Source organism: Pandoraea sp. (assembly GCF_004297875.1).
GTDB lineage: Bacteria > Pseudomonadota > Gammaproteobacteria > Burkholderiales > Burkholderiaceae > Pandoraea.
The window spans coordinates 17,752-43,712 of record NZ_SCSK01000001.1; the positions used below are offsets into that span (position 1 = coordinate 17,752).

Sequence of the window (25,961 nt, forward strand, 5' to 3'; positions counted from 1 at the left end):
TTTGACCGGCGCCGCGTTAGCCAATAGACTGAGGAATTGCTGCGTCGCAACATTCGCTGTCGCCGGCATCCCGGCGCGGCCCCTGAATTCCCGCAGCACCTCACGAGGGTGGCGCATGCGCAATAAAACGGTAACGATCGGCCTGCAAGGCGGCGGCTCGCACGGCGCGTTTACATGGGGTGTGCTCGACCGTCTGCTGGAGGACGGGCGCGTCGACATCGAGGGCATCAGCGGCGCGAGCGCCGGCGCGATGAACGCGGTGGTGCTCGCGCATGGCCTTATGCTCGGCGGGCGCGACGGCGCGCGTCAGGCGCTGAAGGATTTCTGGGAAAGTGTGGCGACCGGCGCGCTGCCTGGCGGCATCGCCTCGCCCGGCACCATGCCGCTGGGCGACGGCACCCAGGGCGGCGCGGCGGCGGCGATGAAGGCGTATTTGTTCATGACGCGGTTTTTTTCGCCGTATCAGCTCAATCCGCTGGGGATGAATCCGCTGCGCGACATCCTGAGCCGGCAGATCGATTTCGAACGCATGCGCGCCGAGTGTGCAGTCGCGCTTTTCATCGCCACCACGCGCGTCAGTACCGGCACGCTCAGGCTGTTCGGCACCCGCGAGCTTACGCTCGACGTGCTGCTGGCCTCGGCCTGCCTGCCGACCCTGCATCACAGCATCGAGATCGACGGCGAGGCCTATTGGGACGGCGGGCTGAGCGCCAATCCGCCGATCGCGCCGCTGTTGCACCAGTGCGCCGCCAACGATTTGGTGCTGGTGCTGCTGCAGCCCTCGCCCAACCGCGAGACGCCCGCCTCGGCCGACGAGATTTCGCGGCGCCTGACCGAGATCAGTTTCAACACGGCATTCTCGACCGAACTGCGCGCGCTGGTGCAGGCGAAATGGGCCGCCGAGCGCGCGTTCTTTTCATTTGGCCGCCTCGATCGGCGCTTGCGGCATTTCTATTTGCATCTGATCGACTCGCCGGCCTTCATGAGTCGCTTGCATACGCTGAGCAAGGCCAACACCGACGCCGCATTTATCGCCGCGTTGCGCGACGAGGGACGACGCAGCGCCGGCCAATGGCTGACGCGCAATTTCGCCCGTCTTGGCTCGCGCTCGACGTGCGAGCTCGACACGCTGCTGCCGTGACGCCGGCCGCGCCGCGCTAGCGCACCACCTGGGCCGGATTCTCGCCGTATGGCGGCGCGTAGATCACCAGCAATTGCAGCGGTTCGTCGCTGACGGCCGTGACCACATGCGGCACGCCGGCCGGGAAGAACACCGCATCGCCCGGCACGACTTCGCGCTGCGGCTCGTCGCCCACCTGAACCAGCGCGCGCCCGGCCAGCACGTAGCAGGCCTGCTCCAGATCGGGGTGGGCATGCGGCAGCGCGCCCTGGTTCTTTTCGATGGTGCCGTGCAGGATCTCCATGTGCCGCGCGCCGACGGTGTCGGGCGAGATCAGGCGGCGGTTGGTGGTGCCGTGGTGGTTGGCCGGGTGATAGCCGGGCACGTCGGACAGGCGCACGAAGTATTTGGATGACATGGTCGGTGTCGGTAACGAGTCGAGGGGATGGCTGGCATCGCGCCAGGCGTCCAGCATAATCGAGAACCGCCTTCGATGTGGCGTTTGCTGCCCGCCTCGCGAGCGACTGCGAAAAATTGTAGTTGCATAGCTAACTATGTGGGACTAAACTGCGTTTCATGTTCGATCACTGCCTTTACTTCAATACGTCGGCACTGGCGCGCCAGCTCGAGCGTGAGTGGGCGGCCGCGTTCCAGCCGTTCGGGCTGACGCCGCCGCAGGCATTCATGCTGCGGGCGATCCTCGAACAGCCGGGCATGCTGCAGCGAGAGCTGGCCCAGACGCTGGCGATTGCGCGGCCAACCGCCACCCGCGCGCTCGATGGGCTGGAGGCCAGGCAGTTGATCGAGCGCCGCAGCCTGCAGCGCGATGGGCGCGAGTTGGAGATTCACCCCACCGCGCAGGCGCTGGCGATCAAGCGAGCGCTCAACGAGGCCAGCGGCAGGGTCACGGCACGCTTGAAGAAAGTATTGGGAGCGAACGAGTTTGCCGCGGTGGTCGATAAGGTACGCGACACCCGCTCGGCGATCGAGTGATTTTTTTTCGATAGATAGTTGCATAGCTAACTAAAAGGAGCCGTCGTCATGCCTATCCTGAACGTCAAAATCAGCGCCAAACCGTCGAAGGAGTTGACCCGCGAGGTCTCCGGCATCCTGCTCGATCTCACCTCGCGGATTCTCGGGAAAAAGCCCGAGGTCACGTCGATCGCGATCGATTACGTCGATCCGGATCATTGGATCGTCGGCGGCCGCTCGCTCACCGAGCAGGGCAAGAGCAGCATCTATTTCGACATCAAGGTCACCGACGAGACCAACACCAAGCAGGAGAAGGCGCAATACATCAGCGAGGCATTCGACGCTTTCTCGCGCTTGCTGGGCAATCTGCATGAAGAGAGCTACATCTACGTGCAGGACGTGCGCGCCGCGTCATATGGCTATGGCGGAAAGACCCAGGAGTACCGCTATCACCACGCCGCGGGGTGAGGATTCGGCTGGCCCGCGGCGCCCGGCTTGCCGTGCGCGCGCGCCAGGATCAGCTGCGTGAGTTGCCGCGCGGCGCTGTTGGGCTCGGCGGCGCGGTAAGCCAGATGCAGCGGCGCCGAGACCCGCGTGCTGTGCGCGAGGCGCCGGAATACGACGCTGTGCTGGCCGTAGCGCTGCATCGAGGCCGGCACTACCGTGATGCCGAGCCCGGCGGCCACCAGATTGATGCCGGCCGCCATGCGCGGGACTTCCTGCACCACGCGCGGCTCGAAACCGCTGGCGCGGCAGGCGGCGAGAAAGTCCGCGTAGATACCGGGCGCGCCGGGGCGTCGCACCAGCACGAAGTCCTCGCCGGCCAGATCCTTCAGTCGAATGCCGGCACGGCCCCGCTTGGGTTGGGCCAGGCGATGTCCATCGGGCAGCACCACCACCATCTCTTCGTCGAACAGCGGCTCGAAAGCGAGCCCGTCCGGCGTGTCGATCGGCTTGCGAAGAATGGCCACCTGGATCGCCCCGCGCGACATCCGTTCGATGATTTCCGCGGCATTGAGCTCGACCAGGTCGATCGCGACGTCGTGGTAGCGTTCGCGAAACTCGCGCACCAGGGTCAGCGGCAGCGGATGAAATGCCGCGGAGCTGGTCATGCCAACGGCTACCGCGCCCAGTTCTCCGCGCGCGATGCGCGCGGCCTTGCGTACCGCCAGATCGAGCAGGGAAAGCGCCTGCCGCACGTCGTCGGCGAACGACTCGCCGGCCGGCGTGGGCTCGACCCCGCGCGGCAGCCGCGAGAACAGCGCGAAACCCAGCTCATTCTCCAGCGCGCGGATCTGTTGCGACAGCGGCGGCTGCTCGATGAATAGCCGCGCCGCGGCGCGCGTGAACTGGCGCTCCTCGGCCACTGCCAGGAAATATTTCAGATGCCGTAATTCCATCGTCGCCAGTGCCTCGCGCGAATTGCCATATGTTTCGCATATGGCATGGGTCGGAATTATGTATTTTACATCCGGCATGTGAATTCCTAGCATGGCATCACATGTCGGGTCTGGAGCGGCGCAGTGCCAATCGCGCCGTCGCTCGCTCGGCATCGCACAACGATAAAACCGATAAGGAGACACGATGCGCATTTCACTTCCAGGCAGCGCCGTCGGCGCGGCGCTGTTGGCCATGGCGCTGGCGGGCACGGCGTCGGCCGAAACGTTTTCCGACATCAACACGCCGGGTTCGAGTTTTACCTCGCTGTATGGGGTGCTCGACGTCAACGTGGAAACCGTGACCCACGCCGATGCGGCGGGTGATCGCCTCACGCGCGAGAAAAGCGGCGGGCTGTCGAATGATCGCTTCGGCTTCAAGGGCCGTGAAGACCTGGGCGGCGGGTTGGCGGCGTTCTTCGCGCTGGAGGCTGGGTTCGACTTGAACGACGGCACGCAGACCAGCCAGGGCACGCTGTTCAATCGTACCGCCGAAGTCGGACTGGCGAGCCGCTGGGGCGCGCTGTCGGCAGGCCTGCAGTACACCGCAATGTACGACATCCTGCTGCATTACGACCCGATGAGCTTCTCGCCGCAGTACACCTGGCTGCCCTCGAGCGGCTCGAGCGACAGCATGGCGTTCAAGGCCCGCGTGAACAATTCGGTCAAGTACGTCGGGCACGCGGGCGGTTTGACGGTGATCGGCGATTACAGCTTCGGCAACGATCCGGCGTCGTTTCAAAGCAGCGCGGCCTATGGCGCCGGGCTCGAGTATCGCTATCGGGGCTTCGGCGTGGGGCTCGCCTATGATTACCGCAATGGTGCGATCAATGCGGCCGGCCTGCATGCGAAGACCAGCAACTGGAGCGCTTCGGCTCGTCAGGCGATCGGCCCGGCCGTGCTCATGGGCGGCTACGAGCATTACTTGAGCGAACCGGTCAAGGGCGCCTCGGCCACCGCGGGGCTTTGGTTCGGCGGTGTGCGTTACGCGGTGTCGCCGCGCGTCAAGCTCACGGCCGCCGCCTATTACCAGCAAGCGGGCCAGTCTGGAGTGTCGAACGCCTTGATGGGCGTGCTCAGCGGGCAATATCATTTGTCGCGTCGCACCGACCTGTACGCGACGCTGGCTTATGCCGGCGCGACACACAACGGCGACGGCAGTTATACCGCCGTGGGCGTGACCAAGTCCACCGCGTTCATGGCCGTGCAAACCGCGGCCACGCTCGGCATCCGGCATCGCTTCTGAGGTGAGGCCCCGACCATGAAAGACAACCTCGCATTGCGCCGCCTGATTTCGTTGACCCGACGCGCGCGCCGGATCGCGCCGGCCCTGCTGATGGGGCTCGCTGGTGGCGCGCTGGGCGTCGCCGCGCGGCCGGCCGGCGCCGCGCCCGTGCATGTGTATCGGGCGCATCTGCGGCCGGTCAAGGTGGTGGCGAGCTCGATGATCGACATCGGGCGCCCCGGCCATCCGGCGCTGCTGCCGCTGATTGCGTCGGCCGACCTTGCCCGGCCCCAGCCTGGCGTGACGCGCGCCGTGATTGTCGTGCACGGCAAGCTGCGCAACGCCGACACGTACTACGCCACATTGCGGCGCGCGGCCGAGGCGGCCGGCGCGGCGGGACAGCGCGCGCTGCTGATCGCCCCGCAGTTTCTGGCCACCATCGATATGGCGCCGAACCATGTGCCGGCCGACGTGCTGCACTGGCACGGCACCGGCTGGATGGGGGGTGAGCCCGCCGCCGGCCCGCAGCCGCTGAGCTCGTACGCCGCGCTCGACGCACTGCTCGCGCGTCTGGCCGAGCGCGCGAATTTCCCGCAACTGCGCGACGTCGTGTTGGCCGGGTTCTCGGGCGGCGCGCAAGTGGCGCAGCGCTACGCCCTGGCCGCCCACGGCCTGCGGGCATTGGCGCGGCGCGGCATACGGGTGAGCTTCGTGGTGGCAAGCCCGTCGTCGTATGCCTATTTCGACAAGCTGCGGCCGGTGGGCGACCCGCGCGACGGGCGCGTCACGTTCGCCCGCTACGATGCGGCGCAATGCCCGGGCTACGACGACTGGAAATATGGCCTGGAAAACCTGCCGCCCTATTTGGCCGGCAGCACGCCGCAAAGACTTGAGCAACGTTACGTCCGGCGCGACATCACGTACTTCGTGGGCGCCGACGACAACGACCCGGCGCAACGCGCGCTCGACAAGAGTTGCCCGGCCGAGGCGCAAGGCAGCCAGCGCCTCGCCCGGGCCACTGCGTATTACGCCTATTTGAGGCAACGTCACCCGAACCTGGCACAGCCGATGATCGTCGTGCCGGGTGCCGGCCACAACGAGGCACGCGTGCTGACTACGCCATGCGCGCAAAGTGCGCTGTTCGGCGTGCCGGGGTGCCATCGACTGCAGGAGACAAAAAGCCAATGAACACGTCACCCTCCCCCCGGCTCACGCCACAACAGGTTCGCCGCGCGATCGTCGCCTCGGTGGTAGGCAACGGTCTCGAATGGTTCGACTTCCTGGCGTACGGCTACTTCGCCAAGACCATCGCCAAGGTGTTCTTTCCGACTCACAGCAGCTATCTTTCGATTTCACTGACGCTGGCCACTTTCGCCATCGGCTTTTTCGTGCGGCCGCTGGGCGGGGTCCTGCTCGGCGCCTACGCGGATCGGGTCGGTCGTCCGCGCGTACTGTCGCTGCTGATCCTGATGATGGCCGCCAGCACCCTGATGATCGGGCTCACGCCCGGTTATGCGACGATCGGCATCGCCGCGCCGTGCATCGTCGTGCTGGCCCGGTTGATCCAGGGCCTGGCCGTCGGCGCTCAGTTCGGCACGGCCTCGGCCATGCTGGTCGAGTACGCGCCGCCGGGCAAGAAGATGTTCTACGGCAGCTTCAATATGTCGTCGCAGGCTTTTGCGCTGATCCTGTCGTCGGGGTGCGGATATTTATTGACCACCTGGCTCTCGCCCGAGCAGTTGCATAGCTGGGGCTGGCGGGTGCCGTTCCTGTTGGGCTCGCTGATCGGGCCGCTCGGCTTCTACATCCGCCACCGTGTCGACGAGTCGCCGGAGTTCGAAGCGCTCAAGCAACGCCTGGGCCATGCGCCGCGCACCAGCCTGCGCAGCTTCGTGCGCGACAACGGCGATGCGGCCCTGTGCGCGATGGGCGTGATCATCGTCGGCGCCGCCGCCAACTACCTGTGGCATTCGTACTTGCCGATCTACGTGCAGCGGCAATTGCACATGCCGTTGAAAGCGGCGTTGCTCACCACGCTGGTCTCGGGCGCGATCAATTTCTTCCTGTTTCCGGTCTCCGGGAAATTGGCCGATCGTTACGGCGCTTACCGCCTTTTCTATCCGATCGTGATCCTGTGGCTGCTGAGCGTCTATCCGCTGTTCTGGTATGTGGTCGCCGACCCGTCGCCGGCTCGGCTGCTGAGCGCGCAGATCATCGCCACCGTCTTCATGGCGGCCATGTCGGGACCGCACCCGGGCATGCTGGCGACGATCTTCCCGGTGCAGGCACGCTCGGCCGGCGTGGCGCTGTCCTACAACCTGGCGGTGACGCTGTTCGGCGGTCTGGCACCGGTCACCGTTACCTGGCTCACCCACCTCACCGGCAACAACCTGATGCCCGCGTTCTACTTGATCGCGGCGGCGCTGATTTCGCTCGCCCTGGTCTTTTTCACGCGCACCGGGCGCGCCGCGTACGCCGAGCGCGACTACGGGCAGGGCGTGCCACAGCCGGTGGGCGTGACGACTTCGCATACCACGCATTGAATGACGCAAGACATGATTGACACGCCTGGCGCAGCCCCCTCCCCGATCGATGCGGCCGATATCAACGACGAACGGGCCGGCAACGAGCGGCCGGTGCGCGCGGTGGGCGCCAGCTGGTTCGACCTGCCGGGCGGCGGCCGGCTGCCCGCCTTCGTCTCGCCCGCCTGGGAGAGCGGCGGCGCGCATGTCACCGCGGCGCTGATACTGATTCACGGTCGCCTGCGCAACGCCGACGCTTACTATGCGTTCGCCGAGGCGGCCCTGCGCGCGGCGCGCCGCTCGCTGGACGACACCGTGCTGATCGTGCCGCAGTTCCTCGCGCAGGCCGATGTCGCCGCGCACCGGTTGCCAGCCGATACGCTGCATTGGGACTGGACCGGTTGGATGGGCGGCGACGCGGGGCTGGCTCCGCATCCGCGCAGTTCCTTCGAGGTGCTCGACGCGATCGTCGCGCGCTGCGCCCAGACCGGACGCTTTCCCGCCCTGTCGCGGGTGGTGCTGGCCGGACACTCGGGCGGCGCACAGGTCGTGCATCGCTACGCGGTGGTCGCGCCCCACCGTGCCGATGCGCCGCGCGTGGCGACGCGCTTCGTGATTGCCAATCCGTCGAGCTACGTCTATTTCGACGATCGGCGGCCCGATGGGCACGGTGGCTTCGGCCCCTTCGAGCGCGCCCGCTGCGCTGATTTCGATCGATGGAAATATGGCCCGCGTGATGCGCCGGCCTACGTCGGCGATACTTCGTTCGATGCCCTCGAAGCACGCTATGTGCGGCGCGACGTGGTGTATCTGTGGGGAGAGAACGATTGCGATCCGCGTCACCCGGCGCTCGACGTGTCGTGCGCGGCGCAGGCCCAGGGACCCCAGCGGCTGGCGCGCGGGCAGGCGTACTTTCGCTACCTCCAGGCCCGTCACGGCGCCGCGCTGGCGCATCGCGGCCTGGTCGTACCGGGTGTGGGCCACGACGGCGCGGCCATGCTGAGTTCGCCCGAAGGCGTGGCCGCGCTGTTCGGCGCGCCGTGATGCGGCGCGCCGTCCCCGCGCCGCCAAATCAATGCAGGATCTTGGCCAGGAAATCGCGCGCGCGCGGCGAATTCGGGGCGCCGAAAAAGGCATCCTTGCATGCATCTTCGACGATCGCGCCGCCGTCCATGAAGATGACGCGGTGAGCGACCTTTTTTGCGAAACCCATTTCGTGCGTCACGCAAATCATGGTCATGCCCTCGCGCGCGAGCTCGACCATCACGTCGAGCACCTCGTTGATCATTTCCGGATCGAGCGCCGAGGTCGGCTCGTCGAACAGCATCGCGATGGGGTCCATCGATAGCGCGCGAGCGATCGCCACGCGCTGCTGCTGGCCGCCCGACAGTTGCGCCGGGTACTTGTGCGCGTGTTCGCGCAGGCCGACGCGCTCGAGCAGTGCAAGCCCCTTGAGGCGCGCCTCTTCCTTGGCGCGCTTGAGCACCTTGATCTGTGCCAGCGTCAGGTTGTCGAGAATCGACAGATGGGGAAACAGCTCGAAATGCTGGAACACCATGCCCACGCGCGCGCGCAACTGGGTCAATTTGATCGACGGCGCGCCGAGCTCCACCCCGTCGACGGTGATGCGGCCCTGTTGATACTGCTCCAGGCCGTTCACGGTTTTGATCAGCGTCGATTTGCCGGAGCCGGACGGGCCGCACACCACGACCACTTCGCCCTTGCCGACCTGGGCGGTGCAATTGTCGAGCACCTTGAACTGCCCGTACCACTTCGATACATTTTCCATCGCAATCATTGCGCGCTCTCCCGAGTTGTGTTGTGCCGCGCCCGTCTAGCGCAAGGCCGGCAGCGCCAGGCGCGACTCGACGCGGCGCTGCAGCCAGGCCAGGCCGGTGCTGAGAATCCAATAGATCAGGGCGACCGCGAGATACAGCGGCAGCGGCTGGAAGGTCGCGGCGATGACTTCCTGCGCCGAGCGCAGCAACTCGGTGACCGTGATGACCGACACCAGCGAGGTGTCCTTGATCAAGCTGATCAGCGTGTTGCCCAGGCTCGGCACCGCCAGCCGCAGCGCTTGCGGGCAAATCACGTAGCGCAGCGTCTGCAGGTGATTGAGGCCCAGGCTGTGGGCGGCCGCCCATTGGCCTTTGCCGATGCCCAGGATCGCACCGCGCATGCTCTCCGACAGATACGCGCCGGCGTTGGCGGTGAGCGTCAGGATGCCGGCCGTGGTCGGGTCCAGCGAGATGCCGATATTGGGCAAACCGTAGTAGACGACGAATATCTGCACCAGCAGCGGCGTGCCGCGCATGATGCTGACGTAGCCGCGCGCTATCGCGACGGCGATCGGCTGGCCGCTGATGCCAACGATGGCGACCGCGACGCCGACCAGCAGGCCGAGCACCATCGAGGCCACGGCGAATTCAACGGTGAGCGCGGCGCCCTTGAGCAGCAGGGGCAGCGCGTGAGCGAGCAGAGCAGCAGGTTCCATGATGTGATCTCTGGCGAGCGCAGGCACGCCGGCCGCCGCAAGGGGGCGCGTCGGGCCTGCGGTACAGCGGGCTGGGGGGCGATTACTGCGCGATGGGCTGGCTGACGTCGGTGCCGAACCACTGCATCGACAATTTACGCAGCGTGCCGTCCTGGCGCAGCGAGCTCACCGCATCGTCGATGGCTTTGGCAAAAGCCGGGTTGCCCTTGCGAAACGGTATGCCCATCTCGAACTTGGCGCCATTGAGCAGCGCGCCGGTGCGCAGCGGCAGGTGCGAGGTCTTGATCAGGTAGGGCAGCATCAGCCGGTCGTTGATGCTGGCGTCGATGCGCCCGTCGGCCAGGTCGCTCAGGGTCTCGGGTGCGCCGGGATAGGTCTTGACGATCACGCCCGGCTCCGAATGGGCCAGATCGGCAAAGTTGCTGCCCAGCGAGACGCCGACTTTCTTGCCCTTGAGATCGGCCAGCGATTTGAAGTTGCGCTTGTCGCTGGTGCGCTCGATCAATTGCGCGGACGAGTAGGCATAGGGCGGCGTGAAGTCGAGCACCTGTTGACGCTGCGGTGTGATCGAGACCTGGTTGACGATGACGTCGAACTTGCCTGCCTGCAGGCCGGCGATGATGCCGCTCCATTCGGTGGTGACGAACACCGGCTTGAGGCCCATGCGCGTGGCGACCGCTTTGGCCACCGCGACGTCGAAGCCGTCGAGCTTGCCCGCGCTGTCGCGATAGCCGAACGGGGGATAAGTGCCTTCCAGGCCGATTTTCAGCACGCCGCTGGCCTTGACCGATTGCAGCAGGTCTTCGGCATGCACGGCGGCCGCGCCGGTGAAATTCAAGGCGATTGCCAACAGCAGGCCTTTGAACCAGATTTTCGAGGACTTCATGGGGGGTGTCTCCTGTTGAATCAAAGATTTATTTTTTGTACAGCGCTGTCACTGCCTTGCGAGCTGCCGCATTGCCATTGCCAGGTCGTCGATCAGATCCTCCTTTGCTTCGAGTCCTACATGTAATCGGAATGCCTGACCGCCGGCCGCTGCGGCCGGCGGTGGCGCCGCGGTGCGCTCGCCCCGCAAGTCGAACGGCATCACCAGGCTCTCGAAGCCGCCCCAGGAGAAGCCGAGACGGAACAGCGCCAGATGATCGATAAAGGCGCGGAACGCGTGATCCGAAAAGCCGGGCGCCAGCACCACGCTGAACAGGCCCGAGGCGCCCGTGAAATCGCGCTTCCAGAGCGCATGCCCGGGCGCGTCGGGCAGGCCCGGGTGCAGTACCTGCGCGACTTCGGGCCGCTGCGCCAGCCATTGGGCGAGCGCCAGCCCGTTGCGCTGATGCCGCTCCAGACGCACGGCCATCGTGCGCAGCCCGCGCAGCGCCAGGTAGACGTCGTCGGGGCCGGCATGCTGGCCGGCGGCGAACACGTACTCGCGCACCGTGCGCCAGGTGGCCTGGTTGGTGGTGATGACGCCCATCAGCGCGTCGGAGTGGCCGACGATGTATTTGGTCGCTGCTTGCACCGAGACGTCGACGCCGTGTTCGAACGGCTTGAAGTACAGCGGCGTGGCCCACGTGTTGTCCATCACCACCACCGCGCCGCGCGCGTGCGCGGCCTGTGCGATGGCCGGAATGTCCTGAATCTCGAAAGTCTGCGAGCCCGGCGACTCGGTGAAGACGAGCGTCGTGTTCGGGCGGAACAGGGAGGCGATGCCGGCACCGATGCATGGGTCGTAGTAGGTCGCCGAGATATTGCAGCGGGCCAGCACGGTGTCGACGAAATGGCGCGTGGGCCCGTAGACGCTGTCGCTCACGAGGATGTGATCGCCCGCCTTGACGAACGCCATGATCGCGCTGGTGCAGGCGGCCAGGCCGGACGACACCAGCAGCGAGCGGTAGCCGCCCTCGAGGTGAGCCAGCGCGTTCTGCAGCGCGAAGGTGGTCGGCGTGCCTTTGCGGCCGTACCACATGACGTCGGTGTCGGCCGCATCGATGGCGCGCCCGCGCGCCTCCATGTCGGCAAGATTGCGGAATGTCACGGTCGAGGCGTGATATACCGGCGGGTTGACGATGCCGCCGAATTCGGCGGCGTCGCCGATGCCATGCAGCAGATACGTATCGGTCGCCAGCGGGCGCGACGCGTGCTCGAAGGGAGTTGTCATGTCGTGGTAGGTGGGTAGGTTGCGATTTCAGGGCTGGCGCAACGTTGTGCGCGCGCGGTTGACGACCATGCGCTCGTGCAGCCGCGCCACGGTGTTGCTGCCGGTCTTGACGAACAGAAACGGGAAGAAGCCATGCACGATGGCCGCGAGCGAGGCGAGCAGCATCGGCACGCAAAACGAGAACGAAGCGCCCATGTGCTGCCAATAGCTCTCACCGACCGATGCCGGATGTTCCTTGAATAGCCTGGATAGTTTGTTCATGAACGAATGCCGGGAATGCTGGGTTGTCGTCGGGGCCGCCCTACCCGCGGCAGGCCGTCTCTCGCTCGGCGCCGGCGGTTGCCCGGACGCGTTGCGAGATGTCTCTGAAGACCAATGATAGGGATTGGCCTGAGAAAAAGGCTTTCAAAATTCTCCACGGATCGCCATATAATTAGAAAATTTTTCTAATAAATGAGATATGGATAAGAAAGACATCCAGATATTGGCGCTGTTGCAGGCCGATGCGTCGATCGGCCTGAACGAGCTCGCCAAGGCTGTCAACCTCTCGCCCACGCCCTGCTGGCGCCGCGTGCAGAAGCTGCGCGACGAGGGGGTGATCCGGCAGCAGGTGGTGTTGTGCGACGCGGCCAAGCTGAACCTGGGCCTGACCGCTTTCGTCAGCATTCGCGCCAGCCAGCACAATGACGCGTGGACACAGCGCTTTCTCAAGGGAGTGCGCGCGATTCCGGAGATCGTCGAGATCTACCGGATGACCGGCGAGACCGATTACCTGCTCAAGGTGGTCGTCTCGGATATTGCCGGCTATGACGACGTCTACAAGCGGCTGATCAAGGTCGCGGAATTGCTCGACGTCAGCGCGGGCTTTGCGATGGAGGTGGTCAAGCACACCACGGCCTTGCCGCTGGGGCATGTGGGCCGGGACTAACGCCCCGGGTCGGCCAAGCCGAGCCGCCGCGAGCCGGATCCGGCCCGCGGCATGCCGCTGTTACTCGGCCATCGCCGCGCCCGCGGTCAACGACGCCGCGGACTGCTTCATGGCCAGCGCGCTGATGCACAGCAGCGAGATCGCCGCCAGCGTGCTGTAGAAAAGCGCCAGCGGCCACCATTGGCCAGGATATTGATGCACCAGCAGCGTGCCGATCAGCGGCGTCAGGCCGCCCGCCAGCGCGGCGCACAGCTGGTACGACAGCGAGATCGCCGAATAGCGCACGCGCACCGGGAATGCATTGGTCATGAAGCCCGCCATCACCGCGTAGGAACTCGACATGCACATCACCGCGATGGCGATGCCGGCCACGATGGCCGCCGGCCGGCCGGTCGAGACCAGCAGAAACATCGGATAGGGCGAGAGCATGGCGAGCGCGGCTGCTGCCTTGAGAAAGCGTACCGGCCCGATGCGCTGGCCCAGCCAGCCCGAGGCGAGCTGGGTAAAGAATTGAATGAAGGCGACGATGAACAGGCAGTCGAGAATCAGGGTGCGGTCGAGCCCGAGTGTTTGCGTCGTGTAATTGAGCATGAACGCATTGACGAACCATGCGCCGGCCACGCCAATGACATTGGCGCCCAGGCACAACAGCACGGTGCCCCACGCGTTGCGCACGACTTCGGCGATCGGCAGCGTGGCGGTGCGCCGCTCGCGGCGTACCGCCTCGAACTCGGGCGATTCGTTCACACCCAGGCGCACCAGCAGGCCGACGATCAGCAGCACCGCGCTGGCGAGAAACGGCAGGCGCCAGCCCCAGTCGAGAAACGCCGTCTTGTCCATCGCCGTGACGGCGCGAAACGCCAGCAACGACAGGATCAGCCCGGCCGGGCTGCCCAACTGCGCGAACGATGCGAGGAAAGTGCGCCGCTGCCCGGGGGCGTGCTCACCAGCCATCAGGACCGCCCCGCCCCACTCGCCGCCGATCGCGATGCCCTGCACGACGCGCATGACCACCAATAGCACCGGCGCGAGCACGCCAGCGCTCGCATAGGTCGGCAAAAAGCCGATGCCGACCGTGCCCAGGCCCATGATCAGCAGCGTGGCGACGAGGGCCCGCTTGCGCCCGATGCGGTCGCCCAGGTGGCCGAAGACGAGCCCGCCGAACGGGCGCGCGAAAAAGCCCACGGCGAAGGTGCCGAACGATGCCAGCGTGCTGAAGAACGGTTCGTGCGATGGAAAAAACAGTTTGCCGAAAATCAGCGCGGAAGCCGCGGCGTAGATATAGAAGTCGTACCACTCGATGGTGGTGCCGACGAACGCGGCGGCCGCCGCGCGAGCCGGCTGGCGGCCCGTGCGGTGAAGCGGTTGTGGATGTGTCATGGGTGTCTCCTTCCTGAAGTAAGTGGACGGCGCGGCCTCTGCGTGCCGGACTCGCCGCGGTGGGGCTATCAGTCCTTGAGCACGCCGGCCTCACGCAGGCGGTGCTGGGTCGATGCATCGATGCCCAGGGCATCGAGCACGGCGCGGGTGTCGCCGCCGAGTGCCGGCGGCGCGCTGCGATAGGTCGCCGGCGTGCGAGAGAGCTTGATCGGCGAGCCGGTGCCGCGATAGGCGCCGATCTCGACCACCATGTCGCGGTGCGCGGTGTGCGCATGCCGAACCACTGCGTCGACCGTGCGCACCGGCCCGCACGGCACGCCGGCGGCCATCAGCGCGTGCGCCAGCGGCTCGCACGCATGCCCGCTCAGCAGCGACTCGAGCGCGGCCGTCAGTTCGGCGCGGTGTGCGCAGCGGCTGCGATTGTCGAGAAAGCGCGGCTCGCATGCGAGCTCGGGCGCGCCGAGGTGATCGCACAGTTTGGCGAATTGGCGATCGTTGCCGATCGCCAGGAAGATCGGCGCGTCGGCGCAGCGGTAGCTGTCGTACGGCGCAATGTTCGGGTGCGCGTTGCCGCTGCGCTGCGGCGTCCGGCCCGAGCCGAAGTAGTTCGGCAGATGCGGATGCAGCAGCGAGACGCCGCAGTCGTACAGCGTCACGTCCACCGATTGCCCCTGCCCGCTGCGCTCGCGCTCGGCCAGCGCGAGCAAAATGCCGGCCATGGCGTTCAGGCCGGTGACCATGTCGACGATTGGCAGTCCGATGCGCAGCGCGCCGCCGTCTCGTTCGCCGTTGACGCTCATCAAGCCGGCCATCGCCTGAATCACCGCGTCGTAGCCCGGCAGGCCGCCGAGCGGCCCGTCGGCGCCGAAGCCGGTGATCGCGCAATGAATCAGCCGCGGCAGGCGGGGCCGCAAGTCGCGCTGATAGTCCATGCCCCAGCGCGCCAGCGTTCCCGGCTTGAAATTTTCGATCAGCACGTCGGCATCTTCGAGCAGGCGCCACAGGATGGCGCGCCCCGCTTCGCTCGACAGGTCGAGCGCGATGCCCTGCTTGTTGCGATTGGCGCCGAGAAAGTACGACGCGGTGCCGTCGACGAACGGCGGCCCCCAGCCGCGTGTTTCGTCGCCCGCCGGCGGCTCGAGCTTGATCACTTGCGCGCCGTGGTCGGCCAGCGCCTGGGTGCAGTAAGGGCCTCCCAGCACGCGGCTCAGGTCGACGACCTTGATGCCTTGCAGGGCGCCGGTAACGGATGCGGCGGTGGCGCAATTCATGGCGCGCTCCTGGCCGGCAGCAATTGCATCGCCTGCGCGAGGGTGACGGCCCGCTCCTGCACCACGGCCGCGAGTATGTCCGCCGGGTCCGCCGCGCAGGTCGGCTCGAGCGGGTCGGCCGGCAGCAGCTTGTGGCGCAATACCAGGTGGCTGAGCGCGAGCCGGCGCCAGTCGGGCGCCAGGTGGACCGCTTCATGCGCCATGAACACGGCGGTGCTCGCATGGTACAGCGCCGAGCCGGCCTGCCGAACCAGCTCGTCCTGCCCGGCTTGCGCAACGCGGGCCATGGCATCGCAGGCGCGCCCGACGGTGGTGCGCAGCAGCTCGGCACTGGCTGCCGGCACAGCGGCATCGTCCAGCAGGCGCAGCAGGTGAGCCCGCAGGGGTTCGAGCGCGCCGTCGCGCTGGGTCGCGCGCGCGATGTCGAGCGCGACGATATTGCTGGTGCCTTCCCAGATCGAGCCCAGATGAGCGTCACGCACCAGCCGCGGATCGCTCCATTCCTCGATGTAGCCGGTGCCGCCGCGCACCTCCATCGCATCGCCGGTGACGCGCCGGGCATCGCGGCAAGCGCGGAATTTGATCAATGGCGTGAGAATGCGCAGGCATTTGCCCGCCTCCGTGTCGCCGTGGTCGGCACGCGGCAGGATCGAGGCGATCTGCAGGAACATCGAGCGCGCCTGTTCGGCCGGCAACTGCATTTTCAGGAGCTGCCGCTGCATCAGCGGCATGTCGACCAGCTTGCGGCCGAATGCCTCGCGATGGCGTGCGATGTGCAGCGCCTCGGTGAGTGCGCGCCGCATCAGGCCGGCGGCCCGCACGCCGTTGGACAGGCGCGACATATTGATCATGTCGGCCATCTGGTGAAAGCCGCGGCCGACTTCGCCGATCAGGTGGGCCACGGCGCCGTCGAGAATGATTTCTCCGCTGGCCATCGAGCGGCTGCCGAGCTTGTCTTTCAAGCGCACGATGCGATAGTGATTGCGCGAGCCGTCCGGCAGCGTTTTGGGCAGCAGAAACAGCGCCAGGCCCTTGATGCCCGGCGGCGCGTCGTCGGGGCGCGCCAGGACCATCGCGAGATCGGCGTCGGCATTCGAGCAGAACCATTTATCGCCATACAGACGCCATTGCGGCTGACCGTCCGGCCCGACGGCCTGCGCGGCGCGCGTGGCGATTTGCGCCACGTCGGAACCGGCCGCCTGCTCGGTCATGAACATGGCGCCCTGGTACAGCGTGTCGAAGTCGCGCGAGGCGAGTCGCGGCAGGAAGTGCTCAACGAGTGCCGGCGCACCGAATTTGCGCAGTGTGCGGGTGAGCGAGTCGGTCATGCTGACCGGACAACACAGGCCGAACTCGGCCTGCACGAAGAGGAAGGTCAGCGCGTACTTGACCAGCGGCGGCAGTGCGCTGCCGTCGTGGCTCATCGCCGCGAGCCCCAGCTCGGCATAGGCCACGCGCTCGAGCGCGACGTAGTCGGGGTGCTTGTCGATGCGCTGCAGGGCCTCGCCGCGACGGGTGCGATGCAGCAGTTGCGGCGGATGCCGGTCGGCGTTCGAAGCCCACCTGTCGAGTTCGTCCGAGGCGCGCTGGCCCAGCGCGACGAGCTGGGGCTCGATGCGCCGGTAGGTGTCTTCGCCCAGGTAATGCCGCAGCAGGCGGGCAAAGCCGGGGTCGCTGGCGAAGAAATTGATGCCCCGGCTATCGGGTATGTTGTCGGCGCCGGCCGCTGGCGCGAGGTCGGTTGAATTCATGCGCTTGTCTCCTGTGTGGGCCCAGCATAGGAGGGGCGACGATAGGCGTCCAATACAAGATTTTTGCGTTACGATAAATGGAATTTATCGATAACCCGGGCGGAGAGAAGCGTGGACCTCAAGCAGTTGCGTTATTTCGTGGCGGTTGCCGAGGAGCTGCATTTCGGCCGCGCGGCCAAGCGGCTTTTTATTTCTCAGCCGGCGCTGAGCTTCGATATCCGCAAGTTCGAGGAGCAGCTGGGCGTGCAGTTGCTGAGCCGGACCAACAAATCGGTGGCGCTGACCAACGCCGGCCGGGTGTTGCTCGACGAGGCGCGCAAACTGCTGCAGCAGGCCGACGAGGCGCGGCGCGTGACGGTGCGCTCGGCGCACGGTCTGGCGGGCCGCCTGCGCATCGGCTTCGTCAACGCCATGCTGTATCGCGGCCTGCCGCAGGCGATGCAGCGCTTCGAGGCCGAGCATCCCGCCGTCGAGATCATCCTTAAGGAAATGAATACGAGCGAGCAGGTTCAGGCGATCCAGCGCATGCAGATCGACATGGGGTACGCGCATTGGGGCAATTTCCCGCCCGAAGTCGTGTCGGCGCCGATTCTGTCCGAGCCGTTCGTGTGTTGCCTGCCGGTCGCCCACCGGCTGGCGAGGCGGCGCACGATCGAAGTGCGCGCGCTGGCCAACGAGCCTTTCATTCTGTTCCCGCGCAGCGTGTCGCCGCATTATCACGACCTGATTATCGCCATGTGTGTCGAGGCCGGCTTCAGCCCGTTGATTCGCCATGAGGCGCGCTTGTGGCAGAGCGTGGTCAGCATGGTCGAGTTCGGTCTCGGGGTGGCGCTGGTGCCCAGCACCCTGCGGCGTGTGGGCAACGACCGCGTGTGTTACCGGCCGCTGGCGCGCAATCAGCTCGAGTCGCAGGTGCTGTTGCTGCGCCGCGCGGACGAGGCCGAGCCGGCCGTCGCGCGTTTCGCCGACTATCTGGAGCGTGCGGTGCGCGCGGCGCGGCTCGCCTGAGGCGCGCCGGCGGATGCGCCGATTTTATGGCGCGCGACGCGCGAGCAGCGGCGGCAGCGTTGCCAATAGCGCGTCGATGACCAGACGCATTTTCAGCGGCAGATATCTGGTGTGCGGCCAGACCAGACGCGTTGCCGCGCCGACCGGATCCGCCTCGTCGAGTGCGCGTACCAGCCGTCCGGCCTGCAGATGATCGTAGACCAGCCAGATCGGCAGGCGCGCCAGCCCGATGCCGTCGACGGCGGCCGCGGCGATCGCTTCGAGATCGTCATAGCGCAGCCGGTGCGCGATGCGGATCTCGCGCGCATGACCGGTCGTGTCGCGCAACGACCAGGGAAAGACCTTGCCATGGCGCGCATAGACAATACCGTCGTGGGCGGCGAGATCGTCAAGGCCGGCGGGTTTGCCGCGCGCCGCAAGATAGGCCGGGGCGGCGCATACGATCATCGTTTGGCTGCCGAGCGGCCGCGCGACGAGCGAACTGCTGTCGGCTATCGAGCCGCTGCGAATCGCGAGGTCGATGCCATCGTCGACGAAATCGGTGATCCGGTCCGTCAGCGATATTTCGAATTCGAGTCGCGCGTGGCGCTTCATCAGTTCCTGCAACACGGGGGCGACATGGCGCCGGCCGAAAATCACCGGCGCACTCACGCGCACGCGCCCCGCCGGCTCATGATGCCCCGCCTCGAGCGCGGCCTGCGCGTCGTCGAGTTCGCGCAATGCCTTGATGCAGCGCTCGTAGAACGCCTGACCGGCTTCGGTCAGGGTCTGACTGCGGGTGGTGCGCACCAGCAGCCGCACGCCCAGCCGGGTTTCCAGGCGCGCGATGGTTTTGCTCACGGCCGAGCGCGTTACTTTGAGCCGTTCGGCGGCAAGCGCGAAGCTGCCTGCTTCGGCGGCCACCACAAAGGTCTCGATACCGGTCAGGCGGTCGCCGGCAATTGGTTCCATTGTTTCACCAAATAGTCAGTCAAAAATCATCACTGGGTATATTGAAGAATCATTATGCTCGTATTCCTGATCGATGCACACAGGAGGACATGATGAATTCGTTGATGCGGCGCTGGCAGATGGAAACCTTTGGGCGCGCTCACCTGCGCTTGGCCGAGGTGCCCGTGCCGACCCCCGGGCGTGGCCAGGTTCTGGTCAAGATCGGGGCGGCGGCGCTGAATTACCGCGACTTGCTGATGATCGAGGATGGCATGGGCATGACGCTCGATATGCCGTTCACCCCGGGCTCGGATATGAGCGGCGAAGTCGTGGAGCTCGGACCGCAAGTGCTGCGTTTGCAGCCTGGGGATCGCGTTGTCAATGCATTCTTCACGAACTGGAGCGACGGCATCGCGCCGGTGCCGGTTCATCCCTTTGGCGGCCCGGGGCCAGGCATGCTGGCCGAATATGTTGTGTTCGACGAGGCCCAACTCGTCCTCGCGCCGCAGTCGCTCACGCACGTCGAGGCCAGCACGCTGACCTGCGCCGGGACAACGGCCTGGTTTGCGCTGGCGGAGCAGGCTCGGACCCGGCCCGGCGATACGGTGGTGGTGCAGGGCACGGGCGGTGTCGCGCTGTTTGCCCTGCAGCTCGCGCGCGCGCAGGGCGCGCGCGTGGCCGTGATCTCGGGTAGCGCGGACAAGCTCGAGCGCGTCAAGGCGCTGGGCGCGACCTGGTGCATCGATCGTACGACGTCGCCGCGGTGGGCCGACGTGGTGCGCGAGCTGACCGGCGGGCGTGGCGCGGATCATGTGCTGGAGCTCGCCGGCGGCGACAATTTCGAGCAGTCGCTGCAGGCAATAGCCCAGGGCGGGCGGATCTCGGTCATCGGCATGTTGCAGGGCACGGAGCTGCGCAGTTCCGTGTATCCGCTGATGCTCAGCCGCGCCACCGTGCAGGGTATCGGCGTCGGTCATCGACGCGCGCTGGCGGATTTGGTGCGTGCGCTCGACGCGGCAAATATCCGGCCGGTGGTGGCCGGCTCGTATGGGCTGACCGAGTTGCCCGCCGCGCTCGAGCACCTGGCGCGTGGCGCGTTCGGCAAAGTGGTGGTCGATCTGTCCAGGCGCTGATCGAAGCGCGCGCGATCGCACTCCGAATCAGTCAGGACGCGGCGTATCTTCAGGCCAGGACAGGCTTTGCGGGCGTTTTCCAACGATGCGCCGGCATGTGCTATCGTCGCGTCCATGCAGCCAATCATCTCGATCAAGAATCTGTCGAAAACCTACGCAACCGGCTTCCAGGCGCTCAAGCATGTCAATCTGGAGATTCGCCGGGGCGAGATTTTCGCGCTGCTGGGCCCCAACGGCGCCGGCAAAACCACGCTGATCGGCACCGTCTGCGGCCTGGTCAACGCGACCGAGGGCAGCATCGTGGTCGACGGGCACGATATCGTTGCCGACTATCGCGCCGCGCGCGCGACCATCGGACTGGTGCCGCAGGAACTCACCACCAATGCGTTCGAAACGGTGTGGGCGACGGTGTCGTTCAGTCGCGGCCTGTTCGGCAAGCCCGCCAATCCCGCATACATCGAAAAGGTGTTGCGGGATTTGTCGCTGTGGAACAAGAAGGACAACATGATCATGACGCTCTCGGGCGGCATGAAGCGGCGCGTGCTGATCGCCAAGGCGTTGGCGCACGAGCCGCGGGTGCTGTTCCTGGACGAACCGACCGCGGGCGTCGACGTCGAGCTGCGGCGCGACATGTGGGAATTGGTGCGCACGCTGCAGGGCTCCGGCGTGACGATCATCCTGACCACCCACTATATCGACGAAGCCGAGGAAATGGCCGACCGCATCGGCGTGATCAGCAATGGCGAGATCATGCTGGTCGAGGACAAGACCGAACTGATGCGCAAGCTCGGCAAGAAGCAACTGATCCTGCAACTGCAGCAGCCGCTCGACGCGGTGCCGGCGGCGCTGGCTGGCTACCACCTGGAGCTGACCAGCGACGGGCGCGAACTGATTTACACCTACGATACGCAGGGCGAGCACACGGAGGGTAACGACATCACGGCGCTGCTCAGGGATCTGAATCAGGCGGGCATTCCGTTCCGCGATCTGCAAACCACGCAGAGTTCGCTGGAAGATATTTTCGTCAGCCTAGTGAGGGACGGACAATGAATCTGTATGCAGTCCGCGCGATTTATTTGTTCGAGATGGCGCGCACCTGGCGCACGCTGATGCAAAGCGTGATTTCGCCGGTGATTTCGACCTCGCTGTATTTCGTGGTATTCGGCGCGGCCATCGGTTCGCGCATCGCGCAGATCGACGGCATCAGTTACGGTGCGTTCATCGTGCCGGGCCTGATCATGCTGTCGCTGTTGACGCAAAGCGTCTCCAACGCATCGTTCGGCATTTATTTTCCGAAGTTCACCGGCACGATCTATGAATTGCTCTCCGCGCCGGTGTCGTATCTGGAGATCGTCGTGAGCTACGTGGGGGCGGCCGCGACCAAGTCGATCATCCTGGGGTTGATCATCCTGGCGACCGCCACGCTGTTCGTGCCGCTGCGCATCGATCATCCGGTGTGGATGGTGCTGTTTCTGCTGCTCACTGCCGTGACCTTCAGCCTGCTGGGCTTCATCATCGGCATCTGGGCCGACGGATTCGAGAAACTGCAGGTGGTGCCGCTGTTGATCATCACCCCGCTGACGTTCCTGGGCGGCAGTTTCTATTCGATCCATATCCTGCCGCCGTTCTGGCGCACCGTGGCGCTGCTCAATCCGGTGGTCTACCTGATCAGCGGCTTTCGCTGGAGCTTCTACGGCATCGCCGATGTGAGCATCGGCATCAGCCTGGGCATGACGCTGGTGTTTCTGGCGGTGTTCCTGGCGGTCGTGGCGTGGATTTTCAAGACCGGCTATCGACTCAAAACCTGAGAGCGGCGGCTCGCCCATGATCACGCTTTTTCATTGCGTCAGCGCGCGCTCGTTTCGTCCGCTTTGGATGCTCGAAGAGTTGGGCCTGCGCTACGAACTGCGCATGCTGCCGTTTCCGCCGCGCGCGCGGGACCGCTCTTATCTGGAGGTCAATCCGCTCGGCACGGTGCCGTTGCTGCTCGACGGTGCGACGCGCATGACCGAGTCGGCCGCGATCTGCCAATACCTGGCCGCGCGCTACATGCCGAATACGCTGAACGTCGAGGCCGGCGAGCCGGATTTCGGCAGCTACCTGAACTTTCTGCATTTCGGCGAGGCGACCCTGACCTTTCCGCAAACGCTGGTATTGCGCTATACCCATTTCGAGCCGGAGGAGCGGCGCATGCCGCAGGTCGCGGCCGATTATCAAAAGTGGTTTCTGGCGCGCTTGCGCAGCCTGCAGACGCTGCTGGCGGAGCAGGACTATTTGTGCGCCGGGCGTTTTACCGCCGCCGACGTCTCGGTCGGCTATGCGTTGCTGCTGGCCGAGCACCTGGGGCTGGCGGCACACTTCACGCCGGCCGTCGCGGCCTATTGGGCGCGCCTGCGGCAACGGGAGGGATTCTTGCGCGCGTTACGGGCGCAGGAAGCGGCCGCGCAGGCGCAGGGAATTTCGACGCTGCCCTCGCCCGATACCCGCGACTGAGCGCGCGAGGCTCAGTCGCCTGCCTTGCGCTCGTCCGCTTCGGGTTCCGGCGATTTGAGCAACGCGTTCATCAACTTGCTGGCGCGCGCGGGCTGTCCCGCCTTCGTGCGCGCGCCCTTGCCGCCGCGCGCCGGCTGGCTTTGCTTCAGTTGATTGGTCAGCTTCAGACCTTTCAGTTTCTCGAGATCGGTTTTCTTCACGATATGTCCTTGACGGCGTAGCGGCGCATTGTACTCCGGCGCCGGGTATCCGCCCGCCGCGGACGGCAAGCGGATGCCGGCGCTTGCGGCGCGCGAGCCGTCAGACGGTTTTCTCCATGCGGGACATGATCTCGGCCGTTTCGTGTTTGGGCAACGCGGTGGCAACCGCCAACCACAGCACAATCAGACTCCATACGGCCACGCACACGACTTCCCAGCCGAAGCCAAGCAGATCCTTGCCGCCACCGATGCCGCCCAGCATGGACAGAACCCACAGGCCGCCAAACCAGGGCAGCAGCCAGGCAATATGGCGCCAGCCAAAGTCGCGCACGGGTTTCCTGGCAACCAGGTGGTAGTGCAGCGCGTACAGGACAAAACCGACGGCGATCAGGGCGAACAGGAAGGAGTTGGTCTTATAGCCGGTCCAATAGATGACCCAGTTGCTGCATACGAAGGCAATGGGCGCGATGAGCTGGGCGCCTTTCAGATGAAACGGACGCTTCAGGTTGGGCAGGCTGCGCCGCATGACGAGCAGCGCGACGGGGCCCAGGCCGTAGGTCAGCACGGTAATCGAGGTGATGTAATTGACCATTTGCTGCCAGGCCGGGAACGGCAACAGGAAGATCACGCCCACCAGCCACATCAGGAGCACCGAGGTCCACGGCACCTGATTGTTGTTGAGCTTGACCAGCCAACGCGGGCCGGCTTCGAGTTCGCCGACCGCGAACAGCACGCGCGAGCCACCGGTCATGTACATCAGGCCGGTACCGCCGGGCGAGATGTAGGCGTCGATATAGAGCAGCGTCGCCATCCAGCCCAGGCCGAGTGTCGCGGCCAGACCGGCGAACGGCCCCATCTGCCCGGTGAAGTTGAGGTTGGCCCAGCCGCGCGCCAGATCGGCCGGCGCCAATGCCTTGAGGAAGGCGATCTGCAACAGCACGTAGAGTACGGCGGCAAGCAGCACCGAGCCGATCACCGCGAGCGGGATATTGCGGTTGGGATTCGAGCTTTCGCCGCCAAGGTCGATCGCGGTACGGAACCCCAGGTAGCTGAAAATGATGCCGGCAGCCGGCAGCGAGGTGAACATGCCGGAGAGCTTGTACCCGGTCGGGTCGGCATGCATCACATCCCAGTGCGTGCTGGCGCCGATGAGCGCCACGATGGTGATGGCCGGCACCAGGATCTTCCACCAGGTAATGGTGGAGTTGAAGTTGAGCAGCCAGCGCACCGTCATCAGGTTGAGCAGCGCCATCAGGCCGAGCAACGCGGCGCAGGCGATAAAACCCGTGACGGTCAGGAGTCCTTGACTACCGGGCTGAATGAAATAAGGGAGGTAGTTGTTGGCATACGTGACGATCGCCTCGGCTTCGACCGCCGGTATCGGCACATAGGCGAGAAACAGCATCCAGCTCCAGATGCGCCCGAGGCCGTCGCCGTGGCTGGCGTGACTCATGTGCACCAGGGCGCCGCTACGCGGGAACAGGGCCGCCAGCTCGGCAAAGCACAAGGCGATGAGCATGATGATGACAGCGCCGATGACCCAACTCCAGATGCTCAGCGGTCCGGCGATTTTCGACGCATGGAAGGCCCCGAACAGCCAGCCTGAGCCGACAATGCTGCTGGTACTCGCAAAGAGCAGTCCGATGATCCCGGCGTCCCGGCGCAGTTTGCCGGAGACGCTTAGCCCAGTGGCGTTAGCCATACAACCTCCTTTGAATGAACGCGTGAGGTCGCCCGGTAGATTATTCCGGTGGGCTGTGCGAACGCTGCCTCAAAATAACGGTGTCCCACATATCGACCGCACGCATGCTCTCGCTTGAGAGAGGGCGCACAGACCGCACCGCCCAGCACGGATGGCGTGCTCTGGCAATGCGAGGCTGCCTTTATTTTAGGCGACGATACGATATATGCCAGTGCGAGCCGATCACGACCGGCATCGGGCGCGCGCGCCGCGCGTGCCGTACGGCAAGTGCTTAGCGTACGCAGCGCAGGATCATGTCGCGCAGCCAGCTATGGGCTGGATCGGCATGAAAGCGTGGATGCCAGCCGAGATAGAGCGAGAAGCCCTGTGCCGCGAAAGGCAGCTCGAACGCATCGAGCGTGTCGGTGTAGCGCTGCATGAGCCGGGCCGGCAGCGTGCACACGTAGTCGGTCACCTGCAGAATCGCGGCGGCCAGGCCAAACTGCTGGACCGACACGGCAACCGTGCGCCGTGCGCCGAGCCTTTCGAGATGCTCGTCCATGAAGCCGTGAAAGTTGCCGCCACTGATTGACACCAGCACATGCCGCAGCGCGCAGTAGCTCGACAAATCGAGCGGACCGGTGCCGCGCGGATGCCCCTTGCGTTGCGCCATGACGAAGCGCTCCTGGATGACGCGGGTGGCTTTCATGGCCGGCGGCATGACGTCGGGCGCGGCGATCAGAAAGTCGATTTCGCCGCTCTCCAGCTGCGCCGCGACGCGCGCCCCGTCGACGCTGCGCCAGGCGATGCGGATGCCGTCGCCAGCGGCCGTGCGCAGCGCCTCGAACAGCGGCAGGCCGATCAGCATGCTGGCATTGTCGCTGGAGGCCAGGGTGAAGCTGCGCACGTCGTTATGCGGATCGAAACTCGGCGCGCGGCTGATGACCATTTGCAGGTGATGCAACGCACCGCGCAATTCTGTCTGCAAGCGCTCGGCGCGGGCCGTTGCGACCATGCCGCGGCCACTCTCGGCGGGCATCAGCAACGGATCGTCGAAAATCGCACGCAGCCGCGCGAGCTGAGCCGAGAGGGCCGGCTGGCTCACATGCAGGCGCGCGGCCGCACGCGTGACGTTGCGCTCGGCGAGCAGGGCGTCGAGCGACACCAGCAGATTCAGATCAAGACTGCGCAAATCCATGTTGGTTATGGGTCGTATATTAATAATCCATTTTTAATATACATTGATCTTCCCTAGAGTGACA

At 65.6% G+C, this 25,961-nt stretch carries 27 protein-coding genes; 13 read left to right on the forward strand and 14 right to left on the reverse strand.

Features of this window, described 5'->3' with window-relative positions; all coding sequences use genetic code 11:
• Window positions 1–115 precede the first annotated feature (115 nt).
• The gene (locus EPN80_RS00065; RefSeq protein WP_293022081.1) at window positions 116–1,141 is read left to right on the forward strand and encodes a patatin-like phospholipase family protein; all 1,026 of its coding nucleotides are present in this window, start codon (window positions 116–118) and stop codon (window positions 1,139–1,141) included.
• A gap of 16 nt (window positions 1,142–1,157) precedes the next feature.
• Here EPN80_RS00065 and EPN80_RS00070 read toward each other — a convergent pair whose 3' ends face one another.
• Window positions 1,158–1,538, reverse strand: coding sequence for a cupin domain-containing protein (locus EPN80_RS00070; protein WP_047216748.1), 381 nt, complete (start codon window positions 1,536–1,538; stop codon window positions 1,158–1,160).
• Between the two features lie 158 nt (window positions 1,539–1,696).
• On the opposite strand from EPN80_RS00070, the gene EPN80_RS00075 reads away from it, so the two are divergent.
• Window positions 1,697–2,113 (forward strand): MarR family transcriptional regulator, encoded by a 417-nt coding sequence (locus EPN80_RS00075; protein WP_293022090.1) that lies wholly within the window; start codon window positions 1,697–1,699, stop codon window positions 2,111–2,113.
• A gap of 48 nt (window positions 2,114–2,161) precedes the next feature.
• Window positions 2,162–2,560, forward strand: coding sequence for a 4-oxalocrotonate tautomerase family protein (locus EPN80_RS00080; protein ID WP_293022093.1), 399 nt, complete (start codon window positions 2,162–2,164; stop codon window positions 2,558–2,560).
• Here the strand turns inward: EPN80_RS00080 and EPN80_RS00085 are convergent.
• Entirely contained in the window at window positions 2,542–3,492 is a 951-nt protein-coding gene (locus tag EPN80_RS00085) for a LysR family transcriptional regulator (protein WP_293022096.1), read from the reverse strand. The genes EPN80_RS00080 and EPN80_RS00085 overlap by 19 nt on opposite strands.
• Before the next feature lie 184 nt (window positions 3,493–3,676).
• Here EPN80_RS00085 and EPN80_RS00090 point away from each other — a divergent pair, with 184 nt between their 5' ends.
• From EPN80_RS00090 to EPN80_RS00105, 4 genes are read left to right on the forward strand one after another with little or no spacing between them, the layout of a single operon-like run.
• On the forward strand, window positions 3,677–4,774 hold the full coding sequence (locus tag EPN80_RS00090; RefSeq protein ID WP_293022098.1) for a porin: 1,098 nt from the start codon (window positions 3,677–3,679) through the stop codon (window positions 4,772–4,774).
• A 15-nt stretch (window positions 4,775–4,789) separates the two neighbouring features.
• Window positions 4,790–5,941: an alpha/beta hydrolase gene (locus EPN80_RS00095; RefSeq protein WP_293022101.1), complete on the forward strand. Its 1,152-nt coding sequence runs from the start codon at window positions 4,790–4,792 to the stop codon at window positions 5,939–5,941.
• Window positions 5,938–7,296, forward strand: coding sequence for an MFS transporter (locus EPN80_RS00100; RefSeq protein ID WP_293022103.1), 1,359 nt, complete (start codon window positions 5,938–5,940; stop codon window positions 7,294–7,296). The genes EPN80_RS00095 and EPN80_RS00100 overlap by 4 nt, the downstream gene beginning before the upstream one ends.
• 12 nt (window positions 7,297–7,308) lie before the next feature.
• Window positions 7,309–8,319, forward strand: coding sequence for an alpha/beta hydrolase (locus tag EPN80_RS00105; RefSeq protein WP_293022105.1), 1,011 nt, complete (start codon window positions 7,309–7,311; stop codon window positions 8,317–8,319).
• A gap of 28 nt (window positions 8,320–8,347) precedes the next feature.
• Here EPN80_RS00105 and EPN80_RS00110 read toward each other — a convergent pair whose 3' ends face one another.
• The 5 genes from EPN80_RS00110 to EPN80_RS00130 form a co-directional block, all read right to left on the reverse strand.
• Window positions 8,348–9,073 (reverse strand): amino acid ABC transporter ATP-binding protein, encoded by a 726-nt coding sequence (locus EPN80_RS00110; protein WP_293022107.1) that lies wholly within the window; start codon window positions 9,071–9,073, stop codon window positions 8,348–8,350.
• A gap of 36 nt (window positions 9,074–9,109) precedes the next feature.
• Window positions 9,110–9,769 carry an amino acid ABC transporter permease gene (locus tag EPN80_RS00115; protein ID WP_293022109.1) on the reverse strand — a complete coding sequence of 220 codons (660 nt, stop codon included), beginning with the start codon at window positions 9,767–9,769 and terminating at the stop codon, window positions 9,110–9,112.
• A gap of 82 nt (window positions 9,770–9,851) precedes the next feature.
• On the reverse strand, window positions 9,852–10,655 hold the full coding sequence (locus tag EPN80_RS00120) for a transporter substrate-binding domain-containing protein (protein ID WP_293022112.1): 804 nt from the start codon (window positions 10,653–10,655) through the stop codon (window positions 9,852–9,854).
• Window positions 10,656–10,703: 48 nt separating this feature from the next.
• Entirely contained in the window at window positions 10,704–11,891 is a 1,188-nt protein-coding gene (gene metC / locus EPN80_RS00125) for a cystathionine beta-lyase (protein WP_293022397.1), read from the reverse strand.
• 60 nt (window positions 11,892–11,951) lie between these two features.
• Window positions 11,952–12,185, reverse strand: coding sequence for a DUF6356 family protein (locus tag EPN80_RS00130; protein WP_293022115.1), 234 nt, complete (start codon window positions 12,183–12,185; stop codon window positions 11,952–11,954).
• 199 nt (window positions 12,186–12,384) lie between these two features.
• Here EPN80_RS00130 and EPN80_RS00135 point away from each other — a divergent pair, with 199 nt between their 5' ends.
• Window positions 12,385–12,852, forward strand: coding sequence for an Lrp/AsnC family transcriptional regulator (locus EPN80_RS00135; RefSeq protein ID WP_293022117.1), 468 nt, complete (start codon window positions 12,385–12,387; stop codon window positions 12,850–12,852).
• A 60-nt stretch (window positions 12,853–12,912) separates the two neighbouring features.
• Here EPN80_RS00135 and EPN80_RS00140 read toward each other — a convergent pair whose 3' ends face one another.
• The 3 genes from EPN80_RS00140 to EPN80_RS00150 form a co-directional block, all read right to left on the reverse strand.
• Window positions 12,913–14,232 (reverse strand): MFS transporter, encoded by a 1,320-nt coding sequence (locus tag EPN80_RS00140; RefSeq protein ID WP_047215500.1) that lies wholly within the window; start codon window positions 14,230–14,232, stop codon window positions 12,913–12,915.
• A 68-nt stretch (window positions 14,233–14,300) separates the two neighbouring features.
• A complete protein-coding gene (locus EPN80_RS00145) occupies window positions 14,301–15,503 on the reverse strand; it encodes a CoA transferase (RefSeq protein WP_293022129.1) in 1,203 nt (400 codons plus the stop codon).
• Window positions 15,500–17,254, reverse strand: a complete 1,755-nt coding sequence (locus tag EPN80_RS00150) for an acyl-CoA dehydrogenase family protein (protein WP_293022131.1) — start codon at window positions 17,252–17,254, stop codon at window positions 15,500–15,502. Before EPN80_RS00150 ends, EPN80_RS00145 begins: the two co-directional genes overlap by 4 nt.
• 111 nt (window positions 17,255–17,365) lie before the next feature.
• Here EPN80_RS00150 and EPN80_RS00155 point away from each other — a divergent pair, with 111 nt between their 5' ends.
• Entirely contained in the window at window positions 17,366–18,262 is an 897-nt protein-coding gene (locus tag EPN80_RS00155; RefSeq protein ID WP_293022132.1) for a LysR family transcriptional regulator, read from the forward strand.
• A 24-nt stretch (window positions 18,263–18,286) separates the two neighbouring features.
• Here EPN80_RS00155 and EPN80_RS00160 read toward each other — a convergent pair whose 3' ends face one another.
• Window positions 18,287–19,213 (reverse strand): LysR family transcriptional regulator, encoded by a 927-nt coding sequence (locus EPN80_RS00160; RefSeq protein ID WP_293022134.1) that lies wholly within the window; start codon window positions 19,211–19,213, stop codon window positions 18,287–18,289.
• A gap of 92 nt (window positions 19,214–19,305) precedes the next feature.
• On the opposite strand from EPN80_RS00160, the gene EPN80_RS00165 reads away from it, so the two are divergent.
• From EPN80_RS00165 to EPN80_RS00180, 4 genes are all read left to right on the forward strand, one after another.
• Window positions 19,306–20,325 (forward strand): NAD(P)-dependent alcohol dehydrogenase, encoded by a 1,020-nt coding sequence (locus tag EPN80_RS00165; protein WP_293022400.1) that lies wholly within the window; start codon window positions 19,306–19,308, stop codon window positions 20,323–20,325.
• A gap of 114 nt (window positions 20,326–20,439) precedes the next feature.
• Window positions 20,440–21,375: an ABC transporter ATP-binding protein gene (locus EPN80_RS00170; protein WP_293022136.1), complete on the forward strand. Its 936-nt coding sequence runs from the start codon at window positions 20,440–20,442 to the stop codon at window positions 21,373–21,375.
• Window positions 21,372–22,133 carry an ABC transporter permease gene (locus EPN80_RS00175; protein WP_293022138.1) on the forward strand — a complete coding sequence of 254 codons (762 nt, stop codon included), beginning with the start codon at window positions 21,372–21,374 and terminating at the stop codon, window positions 22,131–22,133. The genes EPN80_RS00170 and EPN80_RS00175 overlap by 4 nt, the downstream gene beginning before the upstream one ends.
• 16 nt (window positions 22,134–22,149) lie before the next feature.
• Window positions 22,150–22,818, forward strand: a complete 669-nt coding sequence (locus EPN80_RS00180) for a glutathione S-transferase family protein (protein WP_293022141.1) — start codon at window positions 22,150–22,152, stop codon at window positions 22,816–22,818.
• An 11-nt stretch (window positions 22,819–22,829) separates the two neighbouring features.
• Here EPN80_RS00180 and EPN80_RS00185 read toward each other — a convergent pair whose 3' ends face one another.
• The 3 genes from EPN80_RS00185 to EPN80_RS00195 all read right to left on the reverse strand — a co-directional run bounded on the left by EPN80_RS00185 (window position 22,830) and on the right by EPN80_RS00195 (window position 25,897).
• The gene (locus EPN80_RS00185; RefSeq protein WP_293022144.1) at window positions 22,830–23,018 is read right to left on the reverse strand and encodes a hypothetical protein; all 189 of its coding nucleotides are present in this window, start codon (window positions 23,016–23,018) and stop codon (window positions 22,830–22,832) included.
• Window positions 23,019–23,118: 100 nt separating this feature from the next.
• On the reverse strand, window positions 23,119–24,720 hold the full coding sequence (locus EPN80_RS00190) for an APC family permease (protein ID WP_293022146.1): 1,602 nt from the start codon (window positions 24,718–24,720) through the stop codon (window positions 23,119–23,121).
• 271 nt (window positions 24,721–24,991) lie between these two features.
• A complete protein-coding gene (locus EPN80_RS00195) occupies window positions 24,992–25,897 on the reverse strand; it encodes a LysR family transcriptional regulator (protein ID WP_293022149.1) in 906 nt (301 codons plus the stop codon).
• Window positions 25,898–25,961: the final 64 nt, after the last annotated feature.

Excerpts from the sequence above, each read along its gene's own strand:
- EPN80_RS00065 (WP_293022081.1), top strand. The coding sequence starts at position 116 with ATGCGCAATAAAACGGTAACGATCGGCCTGCAAGGCGGCGGCTCGCAC.
- EPN80_RS00070 (WP_047216748.1), bottom strand. The coding sequence starts at position 1,538 with ATGTCATCCAAATACTTCGTGCGCCTGTCCGACGTGCCCGGCTATCAC.
- EPN80_RS00075 (WP_293022090.1), top strand. The coding sequence starts at position 1,697 with ATGTTCGATCACTGCCTTTACTTCAATACGTCGGCACTGGCGCGCCAG.
- EPN80_RS00080 (WP_293022093.1), top strand. The coding sequence starts at position 2,162 with ATGCCTATCCTGAACGTCAAAATCAGCGCCAAACCGTCGAAGGAGTTG.
- EPN80_RS00085 (WP_293022096.1), bottom strand. The coding sequence starts at position 3,492 with ATGGAATTACGGCATCTGAAATATTTCCTGGCAGTGGCCGAGGAGCGC.
- EPN80_RS00090 (WP_293022098.1), top strand. The coding sequence starts at position 3,677 with ATGCGCATTTCACTTCCAGGCAGCGCCGTCGGCGCGGCGCTGTTGGCC.
- EPN80_RS00095 (WP_293022101.1), top strand. The coding sequence starts at position 4,790 with ATGAAAGACAACCTCGCATTGCGCCGCCTGATTTCGTTGACCCGACGC.
- EPN80_RS00100 (WP_293022103.1), top strand. The coding sequence starts at position 5,938 with ATGAACACGTCACCCTCCCCCCGGCTCACGCCACAACAGGTTCGCCGC.
- EPN80_RS00105 (WP_293022105.1), top strand. The coding sequence starts at position 7,309 with ATGATTGACACGCCTGGCGCAGCCCCCTCCCCGATCGATGCGGCCGAT.
- EPN80_RS00110 (WP_293022107.1), bottom strand. The coding sequence starts at position 9,073 with ATGATTGCGATGGAAAATGTATCGAAGTGGTACGGGCAGTTCAAGGTG.
- EPN80_RS00115 (WP_293022109.1), bottom strand. The coding sequence starts at position 9,769 with ATGGAACCTGCTGCTCTGCTCGCTCACGCGCTGCCCCTGCTGCTCAAG.
- EPN80_RS00120 (WP_293022112.1), bottom strand. The coding sequence starts at position 10,655 with ATGAAGTCCTCGAAAATCTGGTTCAAAGGCCTGCTGTTGGCAATCGCC.
- EPN80_RS00130 (WP_293022115.1), bottom strand. The coding sequence starts at position 12,185 with ATGAACAAACTATCCAGGCTATTCAAGGAACATCCGGCATCGGTCGGT.
- EPN80_RS00135 (WP_293022117.1), top strand. The coding sequence starts at position 12,385 with ATGGATAAGAAAGACATCCAGATATTGGCGCTGTTGCAGGCCGATGCG.
- EPN80_RS00140 (WP_047215500.1), bottom strand. The coding sequence starts at position 14,232 with ATGACACATCCACAACCGCTTCACCGCACGGGCCGCCAGCCGGCTCGC.
- EPN80_RS00145 (WP_293022129.1), bottom strand. The coding sequence starts at position 15,503 with ATGAATTGCGCCACCGCCGCATCCGTTACCGGCGCCCTGCAAGGCATC.
- EPN80_RS00150 (WP_293022131.1), bottom strand. The coding sequence starts at position 17,254 with ATGAATTCAACCGACCTCGCGCCAGCGGCCGGCGCCGACAACATACCC.
- EPN80_RS00160 (WP_293022134.1), bottom strand. The coding sequence starts at position 19,213 with ATGGAACCAATTGCCGGCGACCGCCTGACCGGTATCGAGACCTTTGTG.
- EPN80_RS00165 (WP_293022400.1), top strand. The coding sequence starts at position 19,306 with ATGAATTCGTTGATGCGGCGCTGGCAGATGGAAACCTTTGGGCGCGCT.
- EPN80_RS00170 (WP_293022136.1), top strand. The coding sequence starts at position 20,440 with ATGCAGCCAATCATCTCGATCAAGAATCTGTCGAAAACCTACGCAACC.
- EPN80_RS00175 (WP_293022138.1), top strand. The coding sequence starts at position 21,372 with ATGAATCTGTATGCAGTCCGCGCGATTTATTTGTTCGAGATGGCGCGC.
- EPN80_RS00180 (WP_293022141.1), top strand. The coding sequence starts at position 22,150 with ATGATCACGCTTTTTCATTGCGTCAGCGCGCGCTCGTTTCGTCCGCTT.
- EPN80_RS00190 (WP_293022146.1), bottom strand. The coding sequence starts at position 24,720 with ATGGCTAACGCCACTGGGCTAAGCGTCTCCGGCAAACTGCGCCGGGAC.
- EPN80_RS00195 (WP_293022149.1), bottom strand. The coding sequence starts at position 25,897 with ATGGATTTGCGCAGTCTTGATCTGAATCTGCTGGTGTCGCTCGACGCC.